The sequence below is a fragment of the Streptomyces sp. NBC_00009 genome (assembly GCF_045040855.1).
Lineage (GTDB): Bacteria > Actinomycetota > Actinomycetes > Streptomycetales > Streptomycetaceae > Streptomyces > Streptomyces aureus.
Genome location: NZ_CP108312.1, coordinates 3,162,914 through 3,176,394, shown reverse-complemented (window position 1 = coordinate 3,176,394; position 13,481 = coordinate 3,162,914). Strand labels below are relative to the sequence as shown.

Here is a 13,481-nt window from a genome sequence, read left to right as displayed (position 1 = left end):
CGTACAGGGTGCCGCGGCCGTAGTGTTGTGTAGGTAAACCCGTAGTACGGAAGACGGAGAGCGCAGGCGCCCATGGTGCAGATCAAGACCCCCGAGCAGATCGCCAAGATGCGTGAGGCGGGGCTGGTCGTCGCCGCGATCCACGCGGCGACGCGTGAGGCCGCGGTGCCCGGTGCCACCACCCGGGACCTGGACGAGGTCGCGCGCAAGGTGCTCGACGAGCACGGGGCCAAGTCGAACTTCCTCGGCTACGGGGGATTCCCCGCGACCATCTGCACCTCGGTCAACGAGGTCGTCGTCCACGGCATCCCGGACGACAAGACCGTCCTCAAGGACGGCGACATCATCTCCATCGACTGCGGCGCGATCATCGACGGCTGGCACGGCGACGCCGCGTACACCGCGTTCGTGGGCACTGGTCACGCTCCGGAGCTCGTCGAGCTCTCCCGGGTGACCGAGGAGTCGATGTGGGCCGGCATCGCCGCGATGAAGAACGGCAACCGGCTCGTCGACATCTCCCGCGCCATCGAGTCCTACATCCGCCGCCAGCCCAAGCCGGGCGGTGGCAAGTACGGCATCGTCGAGGACTACGGCGGCCACGGCATCGGCACCGAGATGCACATGGACCCGCACCTCCTGAACTACGTCGAGCGCCGCCGTGGCAAGGGCCCCAAGCTCGTCCCCGGCTTCTGCCTCGCGATCGAGCCGATGGTCTCCCTCGGCACCCCGCGCACCGAGGTTCTCGAGGACGACTGGACGGTCATCACGACGGACGGCACCTGGTCCTCGCACTGGGAGCACTCCATCGCGCTGACCGAGCAGGGCCCGCTGGTCCTCACGTCGCCCGATGGCGGCAAGGCGAAGCTGGCCGAGCTCGGTGTCACTGCGGCTCCGGATCCCCTTGCATAATGATCTTTAGTGTGGGGCAAACTTCCCCGATTCGTCTTTCGGGATGCCCTGACGTAGACTGACTCGTCGGCTCTCGTGCACACGCATGCCTGCATGTATGTGCTGAGTCGATCAAGGTAGTCGATTCGAAGGGCAAAGCGTGGCCAAGAAGCAAGGTGCCATCGAGATCGAAGGCACTGTCGTCGAGTCTCTCCCGAACGCCATGTTCAAGGTGGAGCTCCAGAACGGCCACCAGGTCCTGGCTCACATCAGCGGCAAGATGCGTATGCACTACATCCGTATCCTCCCTGACGACCGGGTCGTGGTGGAGCTGTCTCCGTACGACCTGACGCGTGGCCGGATCGTCTACCGGTACAAGTAGATCTTGCCCGCACCCTGCCTCGCGCGGGGTGGTGGCACTGACCCGGAGAACCTCACCCAATGAAGGTCAAGCCGAGCGTCAAGAAGATCTGCGACAAGTGCAGGGTGATCCGCCGTCACGGCCGGGTCATGGTTATCTGCGACAACCCGCGCCACAAGCAGCGCCAGGGCTGACGCACGACTGCAGTTCGCAGATTTTCGCGCGACGCAAGTAAGCACACATGCAGGACCCGTCCCTCTTCAGATCCATTGGTAATGGAGGGCGACACCCCCGGTCGGAGGCCGGGGACCCAGGATGTACCTCGTACGGCACCTGGGAACGGTTCTGCTGAAGACCTCCGAGTATCAACAGGAGCCTTGAATGGCACGCCTTGAAGGCGTTGACCTCCCGCGCGACAAGCGCGTAGAGGTTGCCCTCACCTACGTGTTCGGCATTGGCCGCACGCTGTCCCAGCAGACGCTGGACGCCACCGGTGTGGACCGCAACATCCGCGTTCGTGATCTGTCCGAAGAGGACCTGATCAAGATCCGCGAGTACGTGGACGCGAACATCCAGACCGAGGGTGACCTCCGTCGCGAGATCCAGGCCGACATCCGCCGCAAGGTCGAGATCGGCTGCTACCAGGGTCTTCGCCACCGTCGTGGCCTGCCCGTCCGCGGTCAGCGCACCAGCACGAACGCTCGTACCCGCAAGGGCCCGCGTCGCGCCATCGCCGGTAAGAAGAAGCCGGGCAAGAAGTAGTCCTCGCTCAGCGGTCTATCGACAGCTGTCGCTGCAGGACCGACCACCTCCCGTAGGAGTAATAGATGCCCCCCAAGGGTCGTCAGGGCGCTGCCAAGAAGGTGCGCCGCAAGGAAAAGAAGAACGTCGCTCACGGGCACGCCCACATCAAGAGCACGTTCAACAACACGATCGTTTCGATCACCGACCCCTCGGGCAACGTGATCTCCTGGGCCTCCGCCGGCCACGTCGGCTTCAAGGGCTCGCGCAAGTCCACTCCGTTCGCCGCGCAGATGGCTGCCGAGTCGGCCGCGCGTCGCGCCCAGGAGCACGGCATGCGCAAGGTTGACGTCTTCGTCAAGGGTCCGGGCTCCGGCCGTGAGACCGCTATCCGCTCCCTCCAGGCCACGGGCCTCGAGGTCGGTTCGATCCAGGACGTCACGCCGACCCCGCACAACGGCTGCCGTCCGCCCAAGCGTCGCCGCGTCTGACCTGACGTACGACTGCTTGGTCTGAGGTTTTCGGGCGGTACGGCTCTTAGGGGCCGTATCGCCCGTACCCTTGTTACTGCATCAACATCGGGCTACCACCCGGTGGCATCAGGGCATCAAATAGTGGGTGCCCCTGTCTGAAGGAATCACTTCATGCTGATCGCTCAGCGTCCCTCGTTGACCGAAGAAGTCGTCGACGAGTTCCGCTCCCGGTTCGTGATCGAGCCGCTGGAGCCGGGCTTCGGTTACACCCTCGGCAACTCCCTGCGCCGGACCCTTCTCTCCTCGATCCCGGGTGCGGCGGTCACGTCCATCCGTATCGACGGTGTCCTGCACGAGTTCACCACCGTGCCGGGCGTCAAGGAAGACGTCACCGACCTCATCCTGAACATCAAGCAGCTGGTCGTCTCCTCGGAGCACGACGAGCCGGTCGTGATGTACCTGCGCAAGCAGGGCCCGGGTCTGGTCACCGCCGCCGACATCGCGCCCCCGGCCGGTGTCGAGGTGCACAACCCCGACCTCGTCCTCGCCACGCTCAACGGCAAGGGCAAGCTGGAGATGGAGCTGACCGTCGAGCGCGGTCGCGGCTACGTCTCCGCCGTCCAGAACAAGCAGGTCGGTCAGGAGATCGGGCGCATCCCGGTCGACTCGATCTACTCGCCGGTCCTGAAGGTCACGTACAAGGTCGAGGCGACCCGTGTCGAGCAGCGCACCGACTTCGACAAGCTGATCGTCGACGTCGAGACGAAGCAGGCCATGCGTCCGCGTGACGCCATGGCGTCGGCCGGTAAGACCCTGGTCGAGCTGTTCGGTCTCGCCCGCGAGCTGAACATCGACGCCGAGGGCATTGACATGGGCCCGTCCCCCACGGACGCCGCCCTGGCCGCCGATCTGGCGCTGCCGATCGAGGAGCTCGAGCTCACCGTTCGGTCGTACAACTGCCTCAAGCGCGAGGGCATCCACTCCGTGGGTGAGCTCGTCGCCCGCTCCGAGGCGGACCTGCTCGACATCCGCAACTTCGGTGCGAAGTCGATCGACGAGGTCAAGGCGAAGCTGGCCGGTATGGGCCTCGCGCTGAAGGACTCGCCTCCCGGCTTCGACCCGACCGCCGCGGCCGATGCCTTTGGCGCGGACGATGACGCGGATGCCGGCTTTGTCGAGACCGAGCAGTACTAGGCGCTCCGCGAGGACGCCGGATTTCGGCTGCGGGTCGGCTTCGGCTGGTCGCGCAGTTCCCCGCGCCCCCTTGCGGGGCGCGGGTCTTCGACGGGCATCCGCCCGCTCGGACACTGACCTCGGTACCTGATACGGCCGGGGCAGACACCTAGGAGAAACCATGCCGAAGCCCGCCAAGGGTGCCCGTCTGGGCGGCAGCGCTGCGCACGAGAAGCTGCTTCTCGCGAACCTCGCGAAGTCGCTCTTCGAGCACGGCAAGATCACGACGACCGAGGCCAAGGCCCGTCGTCTGCGTCCGTACGCGGAGCGTCTGGTCACCAAGGCGAAGAAGGGCGACCTTCACAACCGCCGTCAGGTGCTCCAGGTCATCACCGACAAGAGCGTCATCCACACGCTCTTCACGGAGATCGCCCCGCGCTACGAGAACCGTCCGGGTGGTTACACCCGTATCACCAAGATCGGTAACCGCCGTGGCGACAACGCGCCCATGGCTGTCATCGAGCTGGTCGAGGCGCTGACGGTTGCGCAGCAGGCCACCGGTGAGGCCGAGGCCGCCACCAAGCGTGCCGCCAAGGACACCGAGGCTGCCGCTCCGGCCGCCGAGGTCGTCGAGGACGCCGCAGCGGTCGAGGCCGCTGAGGAGTCCAAGGACGCCTGAGGCTCTGCCTTGATGTGAGCGGGTCCGCCCTTCGGGGCGGGCCCGCTTTCGTATTGCCTTCGCCTGAGAGGATCTGTGTGTGAGTGACGAGGTAGAGCCCGGGTTCGTGCGGGTGCGGCTGGATCTGTCGTACGACGGCAAGGACTTCTCCGGGTGGGCGAAGCAGGCCAGCGGCCGGCGGACCGTGCAGGGTGAGATCGAGGACGCGCTGAAGACCGTGACCCGGTCCGCGCAGACGTACGAGCTGACCGTGGCCGGGCGGACCGACGCGGGGGTGCACGCGCGCGGGCAGGTCGCGCATGTCGATCTTCCGGAGGACGTCTGGGCCGAGCACCAGGACAAGCTCCTGCGCCGGCTCGCGGGGCGGCTGCCGCACGATGTGCGGGTGTGGAAGGTGGCTCAGGCGCCGAGCGGGTTCAACGCGCGCTTCGCGGCCGTGTGGCGCCGGTACGTGTACCGGGTGACCGACGACCCCGGCGGCGTCGATCCGCTGTTGCGCAGTCATGTCCTGTGGCACGACTGGGTGTTGGACATGGACGCCATGAACGCGGCGGCGGAGCGGCTGATCGGGGAGCACGACTTCGCCGCGTACTGCAAGCGGCGCGAGGGCGCGACGACGATCCGTACGCTCCAGGAGCTGCGGTGGGAGCGGTCACCCGACGGGATCCTCGAAGCGACCGTCCGGGCCGACGCGTTCTGCCACAACATGGTGCGCTCGCTGGTCGGCGCGATGCTGTTCGTCGGTGACGGGCACCGGCCGCCGGACTGGCCCGCGAAGGTCCTGGCAACCGGCGTACGGGACTCGGCGGTGCACGTGGTGCGGCCGCACGGCCTGACGCTGGAGGAAGTCGGTTACCCCGCCGACGAGTTGCTCGCGGCGCGCAGCAAGGAGGCCAGGAACAAGCGGACGCTGCCGGGAGCGCCCTTCTCGGAGCCGGGGTGCTGCTGAGCCCCTACTGGGGCGCCTCGGCCGCAGAGGAGGCCTGCGCCTCGCCGCGCCTGGTGATCTGACGGAACGTGAACTCGGCGAGGTCGTCACCGGTGGTGAAGACGGCGCGGTCCTTGGTGGTGACGTCCCGGCCGCCGCTGGTGAACCCGGCGGTCGTGAAGTACGCGTAGCGGCCGTACGAGTTGGTGGTCGAGCGGCAGATCGTCGTACGGCAGAACGCGGGGACGCCCGAGCCGGACAGGGAGGTCACGGTGCCCTTGGTGTACTGGGTCTTGGCCTTGGTGGCCTGGGCCTCCGTGTCGAAGACGGCGACGCCGACGGTGACCGCGACGCCGTCCTTCGCGTAGGTGGCGCGGATCAGGCGGGTGCAGTCGTTGCCGGTCAGGACGCCGCCGAGCGCGCCCTGGGTGGCCGAGGCGCAGCTCTTGGTGCTGGACGTGGCGCCCTTCTTGTAGACGCGGTCGCCGACGGTGAGCTTGGTGCCGGGGAAGAGGGTGTCCGCGCTGAGCGGGGCCTTGTCCTTCTTGGCGCTGGAGATGAAGTCCTTGGGGTCGAGCGGGGGCGGCGGTGTCGTCTCCGCGAAGGTCGGCTCCGCGGTGGGGGAGCCGCTCGGGATGTCCGCCGTCGTCGGCAGCTGGTCGGCGGGCTTGTTGGCGGCCGAGCTGTTGCCGTTGGCGGAGACGATCGCGAACGCGACGGCCGAGCCGACGGCGACCGTGGCGAGCACGCCACCGCCGATCATCAGCCAGCGGCGTCGCCGCGCGCGTGCCTCGGACGCTTCGGCGAGCGCCGCCCAGTCCGGTCCCTGTGAACCACCACTGCCCCCGGAACCCCATTGGGGTCCCCCCTGCCCAAAGCTCATGGGGCGCATCTTAGACCGACGCGCAGGGCGTGCTGCGGCGTGGTGGGGAAGGGGCTGCGCAGGGTCGGGCCGGTCTTGTGTGCGCCTTGTGTGTGGCCGCTGTGTGCCGGGGGTCACGCCAGTACGGCGCTGCCTGCGGCGACGTGCGGTTACCCTGGAGATGGCAGGGCCGCCCGACGCGGCGGATCCGGCGATGCCGGTGTCCAGGTCCGCGTTTTGACCCGTACGGGGAAGCGCGGGTATCCTGCGTAGTCGTTGTGTGTATTGGCTTGCTCGCTCTCGCGTGAGGGGCCATGCACAGGTTCCCTGGAGCAGTTACCAGTGGGCGGCATACGGGCGCTGAACCCGGCACTGTCGTCCCCAGCTGCACGATCGCTTCAGTGATGCCACTTTCAGCACCCATCCACTGAAGAAGAAGAAGGCTGCTAAGTGCGTACGTACAGCCCCAAGCCCGGCGACATCACTCGCCAGTGGTACGTCATCGACGCCCAGGATGTCGTCCTGGGTCGTCTGGCGACCACTGCCGCGAACATCCTGCGGGGCAAGCACAAGCCGATCTACGCCCCTCACGTCGACGCTGGTGACTTCGTCATCATCATCAACGCGGACAAGGTGCACCTCTCCGGCAACAAGAAGACCCAGAAGCTGGCGTACCGCCACTCCGGCTACCCGGGTGGTCTGCGTTCCGTTCGTTACGACGAGCTGCTCGCCAAGAACCCCGAGAAGGCCGTCGAGAAGGCCATCAAGGGCATGATCCCCAAGAACACCCTGGGCCGTCAGGTGCTCTCGAAGCTGAAGGTCTACTCGGGCGACCAGCACCCCCACGCTGCCCAGCAGCCGGTGCCGTTCGAGATCACCCAGGTCGCGCAGTAGTTCCGGCCACACCCCCAAAGACAGAAAAGAATCTGAGGAGAATCGTGGCCGAGACCACCGTTGAGCAGCCGGTCGAAGAGACCGAGATTGTCGACGTCGAGCAGTACACCACCGAGTCCGAGGTGCCCGTCGAGGGCGAGTACACCTCGGAGTCGAACGCCGCGCGCTTCGGCGACCCGCAGCCGGCCGCCGGCCTGGGCCGTCGCAAGAACGCCATCGCGCGCGTTCGCATCGTGCCCGGCACCGGCAAGTGGAAGGTCAACGGGCGCACGCTCGAGGACTACTTCCCGAACAAGGTCCACCAGCAGGAAGTCAACGAGCCCTTCAAGGTGCTCGAGCTCGACAACCGCTACGACGTCATCGCCCGCATCTCGGGTGGCGGCGTCTCCGGTCAGGCCGGTGCGCTCCGTCTCGGTGTCGCCCGTGCGCTGAACGAGGCCGACGTCGACAACAACCGCGGCGCCCTCAAGAAGGCCGGTTACCTCAAGCGTGACGACCGTGCGGTCGAGCGCAAGAAGGCCGGTCTCAAGAAGGCCCGTAAGGCCCCGCAGTACAGCAAGCGCTAAATCGCTGCTGCTTGTTCGTTTCGTTCGCCCCGGCGGCACGCTGTGTGCCGCCGGGGCGTTCGTATATAGCGGGCCTGGGCGTATATGGGCACAAGGTGCTCATAATAACGACACAAGGTGCTCATAAGTTTGCATGCTCGGATGATTTCCGACGCTTCTTCGAGAATTGCGAAAGTTCGGAGGACACCAGTGGGACGACTGTTCGGCACGGACGGCGTACGAGGTGTCGCCAACGCGGATCTGACGGCCGAGCTCGCGCTCGGACTCTCCGTGGCGGCGGCTCATGTGCTCGGCGAGGCGGGGACGTTCGAGGGGCACCGTCCGGTGGCCGTGGTCGGTCGTGACCCGCGGGCTTCGGGCGAGTTCCTGGAGGCCGCGGTCGTCGCGGGTCTGGCGAGCGCGGGCGTCGACGTCCTGCGGGTCGGCGTGCTGCCCACCCCCGCGGTGGCGCATCTCACCGGCGCGCTGGGCGCCGACCTCGGCGTGATGCTGTCCGCCAGTCACAACGCGATGCCGGACAACGGCATCAAGTTCTTCGCGCGCGGCGGTCACAAGCTCGCCGACGAGCTGGAGGACCGTATCGAGCAGGTCTACGAGCAGCACCGCACCGGTGCGCCGTGGGACCGCCCGACCGGTGCCGGCGTCGGCCGCGTGAACTCGTACGACGCGGGTGCCGACCAGTACGTCGCCCACCTCATCGGTGTGCTGCCCAACCGCCTCGAGGGCCTGCGGATCGTCCTGGACGAGGCGCACGGCGCGGCGGCCCGGGTCTCGCCCGAGGCGTTCACGCGGGCCGGTGCCCAGATCGTCACGATCGGCGCCGACCCGGACGGCCTGAACATCAACGACGGCTGCGGCTCCACCCACCTCGACCTGCTGAAGGCCGCCGTCGTCGAGCACGGCGCCGACCTCGGCATCGCGCACGACGGTGACGCCGACCGCTGCCTGGCCGTCGACCACACGGGCGCCGAGATCGACGGGGACCAGATCCTCGCCGTGCTCGCCCTGTCGATGCGGGAGCACGGTGCCCTGCGCCAGGACACCGTTGTCGCGACCGTCATGTCGAACCTCGGCTTCAAGCTGGCCATGGAGCGCGAGGGCATCGAGTTCGTGGCGACCGCCGTCGGCGACCGGTACGTCCTGGAGTCGATGAAGGAGCACGGGTACGCGCTCGGCGGCGAGCAGTCCGGGCACGTGATCATCCTCGACCACGCGACGACCGGCGACGGCACGCTCACGGGTCTGCTGCTCGCGGCCCGCGTCGCCCAGACCGGCCGCACCCTCCAGGACCTCGCCTCCGTCATGGAGCGCCTGCCTCAGGTTCTGGTCAATGTGCGCGACGTCGACAAGTCCCGCGTCACGACGTCCGCCGAACTGGCCGCCGCCGTCACCGACGCCGAGCGCGAGCTGGGCGCGACGGGCCGGGTGCTGCTGCGTTCGTCCGGCACGGAGCCGCTGGTCCGCGTCATGGTCGAGGCCGCCGACATCGAGCAGGCCCGCTCGATCGCCGGTCGCCTCGCCGATGTCGTCAAGTCCACGCTCGGATAAGGCAGTTCAGAGGACCTAGGCCGGTCCGGCCGCAGGAGTGGCACGCTTGCGCTGTGTCGCCCAGAACCACTTCTGGGCGAGCAGCGTGAGCGTGCCGGCCAGGACGATGCCGCCGAGGTTCGCGAGGAGCTGGCCGGTCGATCCCCAGGTCTGGGCGTAGTCGCTGTACGCGAACGCCACCGCCGCGTTCGCCGCCGCCGGGACCGTCGTCACCGAGATGGCGACACCGATCAGCGCGCCCGACTTCGCCGACGTGAGGGACAGCGTCCCGGCGATGCCCGCGAGGAACGCCACGACGAACGACATCCAGTCCGGCTTCCAGATGAACGACGTGTTCGGCCGGTCCGCCTCGATCATCGAGCGCGTGAACAGGCCGAACAGGTCCAGGAGCCAGCTGAATCCGGCCGTGAGCACCATCGCGGCGGCGAATCCCGCCAGCAGCGCCCACAGCGATCGCCACACCAGGCGCGGGGCGCGCTGCACCAGCGCCGTGGAGATCCCGGCGAGCGGCCCGAACTCGGGGCCGACGGCCATCGCGCCGACGATCAGGATCGCGTTGTCCAGCATCACACCGCAGGCCGCGAGCATCGTCGCGACGGCCAGGAACGCCACGTAGGTGACGGTGAGCGTGGACTCCTCGTGCGTCGCGTCCGTCAGCTGCTCCCACAGGACCGCGTCCGCGCCCTCGCCCGGCGCCTCGTCCTCCGCCCTGTCGGCCAGCCTCGACAGCGACAGGTCGATGTTCTCGACGGCGATCGAGCCCGTCGTGTCGATGTGGAGGCCGCGCAGCCCGCTGATCAGCTCGTCGCCGGCCTCCCGAGCGACGTCGCACATCACGACGTCGCCCTTCGGGTCGCGGGCCGCGCCCGGCATCACCACGAGATGCGTGGTGCCGACGGTCCTCTCGATCAGGCGGGCCACCGCGTCGGTCTTGTCGGCCGGGGTGATCAGTCGCAGGTGCAGCATGCGCGAAGCGTAGCTTTCCGGCTTTCTACAGCTTCCGCAGGCTCAGCCGCTGCACCTTGTGGTCGGGGCCCTTGCGCACGACGAGCGTCGCGCGGCCGCGCGTGGGCGCCACATTCTCCAGCAGGTTCGGCTTGTTGATGGTCCGCCAGGTCGTCCGCGCGTAGTCGAGCGCCTCCTCCTCGGAGACCTGCGTGTACTTGCGGAAGTACGAGGACGGGTTCTGGAAGGCCGTCTGGCGGAGCTTCTTGAACCGGTTGAGGTACCAGCTCTCGATGTCCTCGGCGCGCGCGTCCACGTACACGCTGAAGTCGAAGTAGTCGGCGAGGCCGACGCGGGTGCGGCCGTCCTTGCCGGGCATGGCCGGCTGGAGCACGTTCAGGCCCTCGACGATGAGGATGTCGGGGCGGCGGACCGTGAGTTTCTGGCCGGGCACGATGTCGTAGATCAGGTGGGAGTAGACGGGCGCCGACACCTCGTCCTTGCCCGCCTTGATGTCGGCGACGAAGCGGGTCAGGGCGCGGCGGTCGTACGACTCGGGGAAGCCCTTGCGCGACATCAGGCCGCGCCGCTCCAGCTCCTTCGTCGGCAGCAGGAAGCCGTCCGTGGTGACCAGCTCCACGCGCGGGTGCTCGGGCCAGCGGGACAGGAGCGCCTGGAGGAGGCGGGCGACGGTCGACTTGCCCACCGCCACCGAACCGGCGACCCCTATGACGAAGGGCGTGCCCGACTGGGACGCCTTCTCGACGGTCTCGCCGAGGAAGGTGTTGAGGGCGCCGCGCAGGGTGTCGGTGGCGCCGACGTAGAGGTTGAGGAGGCGTGAGAGCGGGAGGTAGATGTCCCGGACCTCGTCCAGGTCGATGACATCGCCGAGGCCGCGCAGTTTCTCCAGCTCATCGGCGGTGAGGGGGAGCGGCGTCTTGTTGCGCAGCGCGCTCCACTCGGTGCGGGTGAGGTCGACGTAGGGAGTCGCCTCCGGCTTGTGCCGGTGGGCGCTCCGGGGTGCCGTCGGGGGCACGGAGACCGAAGAGATCACAGTCCATTGTTACGGCTGTGTGGACGGGGTGGGGGGTGGGGTGCGTCACCTTGGGGTCGGCGGGGTGCGTCGGAGTGGGGTTTTCGTGCACGGTTCGTGCCTGATGCGTGCCTGATGCGTGCTCGATTCCGGGAGTTCTGCGGTCGCAGGTCTGGACCGGGCGGGGGAACGGGGATACGTTCCCGGCACCCGGCGCCGAGCCGCGCCGTCCGGGTGGGAGGGAACCGTCATGGCCGTGCCCCGATTGCGTGACCTCGTCCGGCGCAGATCCGGGCTCATCGAGGACGACTTCGCCGGTCAGGTGCGCAGCGAGCTCGCCCTCGACCTGCCCGACGAGGACCTGCGCGAGGATCTCGACGACTGTCTCGACCTCTACGAGATGGGCAGCAAGCCGCGCTGCGAGGAAGTGGAGTATCTGCGTCTCCTCGAGGACGCGCGGGACCGGATCGTCTGGGGCTGCTGACCGCGCGGCCTTAGGCTGCCGCTATGTGCGGAATCGTGGGATACGTCGGATCTCAGTCGGCGCTCGACGTCGTGCTCGCCGGACTGAAGCGGCTCGAATACCGGGGTTACGACTCGGCCGGGGTCGCGGTGCTCGCCGACGGCGGCCTCGCCTCGGCCAGGAAGGCGGGCAAGCTCGCCAACCTGGAGAAGGAGCTCGTGGAGCGGCCGCTGCCGGCCGGGGCCACGGGCATCGGCCACACCCGCTGGGCCACCCACGGCGGCCCGACCGATGGGAACGCGCATCCGCACCTCGACAACGCCGGCCGCGTTGCTGTCGTCCACAACGGCATCATCGAGAACTTCGCCGAGCTGCGCGCCGAGCTCGCCGAGCGCGGGCACGTCCTGGAGTCCGAGACCGACACCGAGGTCGTCGCGCATCTGCTCGCCGAGGAGTTCTCCGTGTGCGCCGACCTCGCCGAGGCCATGCGGCTCGTCTGCCGGCGCCTCGAAGGGGCGTTCACGCTCGTCGCCGTGCACGCCGACGAGCCCGACGTCGTCGTGGGCGCCCGGCGCAACTCGCCTCTTGTCGTCGGCGTGGGGGAGGACGAGGCGTTCCTCGCCTCCGACGTCGCCGCCTTCATCGCGCATACGCGCTCGGCGATCGAACTGGGCCAGGACCAGGTCGTCGAGCTGCGGCGGGACGGCGTACGGGACGGGGTGACCGTCACCGACTTCGACGGGCGGCCCGCCGAGGTGCGGTCGTATCACGTCGACTGGGACGCCTCCGCCGCCGAGAAGGGCGGCTACGACTACTTCATGCTCAAGGAGATCGCCGAGCAGCCGAAGGCGGTCGCCGACACGCTGCTCGGGCGCATCGGCGTCGACGGGGCGCTGACGCTCGACGAACTCCGGATCCCCGCAGCCGTGTTGAAGGAAGTCGACAAGGTCGTGATCGTGGCGTGCGGGACCGCGTTCCACGCCGGTCTCATCGCCAAGTACGCCATCGAGCACTGGACCCGGATTCCTTGCGAGGTGGAGCTCGCGAGTGAGTTCCGGTACCGGGATCCCATTCTCGGCGGGCGCTCGCTCGTCATCGCCATCTCGCAGTCCGGCGAGACCATGGACACGCTGATGGCGCTGCGGCACGCCCGCGACCAGGGGGCGACCGTCCTCGCCATCTGCAACACGAACGGGTCGACCATTCCCCGCGAGTCCGACGCCGTTCTCTACACGCATGCCGGGCCCGAGGTCGCCGTCGCCTCCACCAAGGCGTTCCTCACGCAGCTCGTCGCCTGCTATCTCGTGGCCCTGTACCTGGGGCAGGTGCGCGGCACGAAGTGGGGGGACGAGATCCGCGCGGTGATCCGGGACCTGGCCGACATCTCCGGTGAGGTCGAGCGCGTTCTGGAGACCATGGAGCCCGTGCGGGCGCTGGCCCGGTCGCTCTCCGACAAGCGGACCGTGCTCTTCCTGGGGCGGCACGTGGGCTATCCCGTCGCCCTTGAAGGCGCCCTGAAGCTCAAGGAGCTCGCCTATATGCACGCGGAGGGCTTCGCCGCCGGTGAACTCAAGCACGGGCCCATCGCGTTGATCGAGGACGACGTGCCTGTGGTGGTCGTCGTGCCGTCGCCCAAGGGACGGTCCGTCCTCCACGACAAGATCGTGTCCAATATCCAGGAGATCCGGGCCCGCGGGGCGCGCACCATCGTGATCGCCGAGGAGGGGGACGAGGCGGTCGTCCCCTACGCCGACCATCTCGTACGGATCCCCGCCACCCCTACGCTCCTTCAGCCGCTGGTTGCGGCGGTGCCGTTGCAGGTGTTTGCTTGCGAGCTGGCCACGGCCCGGGGGAACGAGGTCGACCAGCCTCGCAACCTCGCCAAGTCCGTGACGGTGGAGTGAGGCGCTGGATCTGATTACTAGGG

Annotated in this window: 16 protein-coding genes; 13 read left to right on the top strand and 3 right to left on the bottom strand. The window is 68.2% G+C overall.

All coding sequences use genetic code 11. The features are described 5' to 3' along the window. Positions 1-72: 72 nt before the first annotated feature. From map to truA, 8 genes are all read left to right on the top strand, one after another. Positions 73-909 carry a type I methionyl aminopeptidase gene (map, locus tag OHA58_RS14075; protein ID WP_405479012.1) on the top strand — a complete coding sequence of 279 codons (837 nt, stop codon included), beginning with the start codon at positions 73-75 and terminating at the stop codon, positions 907-909. A 139-nt stretch (positions 910-1,048) separates the two neighbouring features. Further along, the gene (infA, locus tag OHA58_RS14070) at positions 1,049-1,270 is read left to right on the top strand and encodes a translation initiation factor IF-1 (RefSeq protein WP_003948620.1); all 222 of its coding nucleotides are present in this window, start codon (positions 1,049-1,051) and stop codon (positions 1,268-1,270) included. Positions 1,271-1,329: 59 nt separating this feature from the next. Next, entirely contained in the window at positions 1,330-1,443 is a 114-nt protein-coding gene (rpmJ, locus tag OHA58_RS14065) for a 50S ribosomal protein L36 (protein ID WP_003974245.1), read from the top strand. 187 nt (positions 1,444-1,630) lie between these two features. Further along, positions 1,631-2,011: a 30S ribosomal protein S13 gene (gene rpsM, locus OHA58_RS14060; RefSeq protein WP_100594870.1), complete on the top strand. Its 381-nt coding sequence runs from the start codon at positions 1,631-1,633 to the stop codon at positions 2,009-2,011. Positions 2,012-2,076: 65 nt separating this feature from the next. Further along, positions 2,077-2,481, top strand: a complete 405-nt coding sequence (rpsK, locus tag OHA58_RS14055; protein WP_003956432.1) for a 30S ribosomal protein S11 — start codon at positions 2,077-2,079, stop codon at positions 2,479-2,481. A 153-nt stretch (positions 2,482-2,634) separates the two neighbouring features. Continuing rightward, positions 2,635-3,657: a DNA-directed RNA polymerase subunit alpha gene (locus tag OHA58_RS14050; protein WP_003966937.1), complete on the top strand. Its 1,023-nt coding sequence runs from the start codon at positions 2,635-2,637 to the stop codon at positions 3,655-3,657. A 160-nt stretch (positions 3,658-3,817) separates the two neighbouring features. Next, positions 3,818-4,315 (top strand): 50S ribosomal protein L17, encoded by a 498-nt coding sequence (gene rplQ, locus OHA58_RS14045; RefSeq protein WP_405479011.1) that lies wholly within the window; start codon positions 3,818-3,820, stop codon positions 4,313-4,315. A gap of 79 nt (positions 4,316-4,394) precedes the next feature. Continuing rightward, complete coding sequence (truA, locus tag OHA58_RS14040) at positions 4,395-5,264, top strand: tRNA pseudouridine(38-40) synthase TruA (protein ID WP_405479010.1); 870 nt, start codon at positions 4,395-4,397, stop codon at positions 5,262-5,264. A 4-nt stretch (positions 5,265-5,268) separates the two neighbouring features. Here the strand turns inward: truA and OHA58_RS14035 are convergent, their stop codons facing one another. Beyond that, entirely contained in the window at positions 5,269-6,126 is an 858-nt protein-coding gene (locus OHA58_RS14035; RefSeq protein ID WP_405479009.1) for a hypothetical protein, read from the bottom strand. A gap of 429 nt (positions 6,127-6,555) precedes the next feature. On the opposite strand from OHA58_RS14035, the gene rplM reads away from it, so the two are divergent. The 3 genes from rplM to glmM all read left to right on the top strand — a co-directional run bounded on the left by rplM (position 6,556) and on the right by glmM (position 9,113). Beyond that, positions 6,556-6,999 (top strand): 50S ribosomal protein L13, encoded by a 444-nt coding sequence (gene rplM, locus OHA58_RS14030; RefSeq protein ID WP_010986363.1) that lies wholly within the window; start codon positions 6,556-6,558, stop codon positions 6,997-6,999. A gap of 44 nt (positions 7,000-7,043) precedes the next feature. Next, the gene (gene rpsI / locus OHA58_RS14025) at positions 7,044-7,565 is read left to right on the top strand and encodes a 30S ribosomal protein S9 (RefSeq protein ID WP_100594864.1); all 522 of its coding nucleotides are present in this window, start codon (positions 7,044-7,046) and stop codon (positions 7,563-7,565) included. A 189-nt stretch (positions 7,566-7,754) separates the two neighbouring features. After that, positions 7,755-9,113 (top strand): phosphoglucosamine mutase, encoded by a 1,359-nt coding sequence (glmM, locus tag OHA58_RS14020; protein ID WP_405479008.1) that lies wholly within the window; start codon positions 7,755-7,757, stop codon positions 9,111-9,113. Between the two features lie 15 nt (positions 9,114-9,128). Here the strand turns inward: glmM and OHA58_RS14015 are convergent, their stop codons facing one another. Beyond that, positions 9,129-10,079, bottom strand: coding sequence for a DUF389 domain-containing protein (locus OHA58_RS14015; RefSeq protein ID WP_405479007.1), 951 nt, complete (start codon positions 10,077-10,079; stop codon positions 9,129-9,131). Positions 10,080-10,104: 25 nt separating this feature from the next. After that, positions 10,105-11,094: a type I pantothenate kinase gene (gene coaA, locus OHA58_RS14010; protein ID WP_100594970.1), complete on the bottom strand. Its 990-nt coding sequence runs from the start codon at positions 11,092-11,094 to the stop codon at positions 10,105-10,107. Between the two features lie 247 nt (positions 11,095-11,341). Here coaA and OHA58_RS14005 point away from each other — a divergent pair, with 247 nt between their 5' ends. Continuing rightward, the gene (locus tag OHA58_RS14005) at positions 11,342-11,575 is read left to right on the top strand and encodes a hypothetical protein (RefSeq protein WP_405479006.1); all 234 of its coding nucleotides are present in this window, start codon (positions 11,342-11,344) and stop codon (positions 11,573-11,575) included. 23 nt (positions 11,576-11,598) lie between these two features. Next, entirely contained in the window at positions 11,599-13,458 is a 1,860-nt protein-coding gene (gene glmS, locus OHA58_RS14000) for a glutamine--fructose-6-phosphate transaminase (isomerizing) (RefSeq protein ID WP_405479005.1), read from the top strand. The last annotated feature ends 23 nt before the right edge of the window (positions 13,459-13,481 follow it).

Excerpts from the sequence above, each read along its gene's own strand:
- map (WP_405479012.1), top strand. The coding sequence starts at position 73 with ATGGTGCAGATCAAGACCCCCGAGCAGATCGCCAAGATGCGTGAGGCG.
- rpmJ (WP_003974245.1), top strand. The coding sequence starts at position 1,330 with ATGAAGGTCAAGCCGAGCGTCAAGAAGATCTGCGACAAGTGCAGGGTG.
- rpsM (WP_100594870.1), top strand. The coding sequence starts at position 1,631 with ATGGCACGCCTTGAAGGCGTTGACCTCCCGCGCGACAAGCGCGTAGAG.
- rpsK (WP_003956432.1), top strand. The coding sequence starts at position 2,077 with ATGCCCCCCAAGGGTCGTCAGGGCGCTGCCAAGAAGGTGCGCCGCAAG.
- OHA58_RS14050 (WP_003966937.1), top strand. The coding sequence starts at position 2,635 with ATGCTGATCGCTCAGCGTCCCTCGTTGACCGAAGAAGTCGTCGACGAG.
- rplQ (WP_405479011.1), top strand. The coding sequence starts at position 3,818 with ATGCCGAAGCCCGCCAAGGGTGCCCGTCTGGGCGGCAGCGCTGCGCAC.
- OHA58_RS14035 (WP_405479009.1), bottom strand. The coding sequence starts at position 6,126 with ATGAGCTTTGGGCAGGGGGGACCCCAATGGGGTTCCGGGGGCAGTGGT.
- OHA58_RS14015 (WP_405479007.1), bottom strand. The coding sequence starts at position 10,079 with ATGCTGCACCTGCGACTGATCACCCCGGCCGACAAGACCGACGCGGTG.
- OHA58_RS14005 (WP_405479006.1), top strand. The coding sequence starts at position 11,342 with ATGGCCGTGCCCCGATTGCGTGACCTCGTCCGGCGCAGATCCGGGCTC.
- glmS (WP_405479005.1), top strand. The coding sequence starts at position 11,599 with ATGTGCGGAATCGTGGGATACGTCGGATCTCAGTCGGCGCTCGACGTC.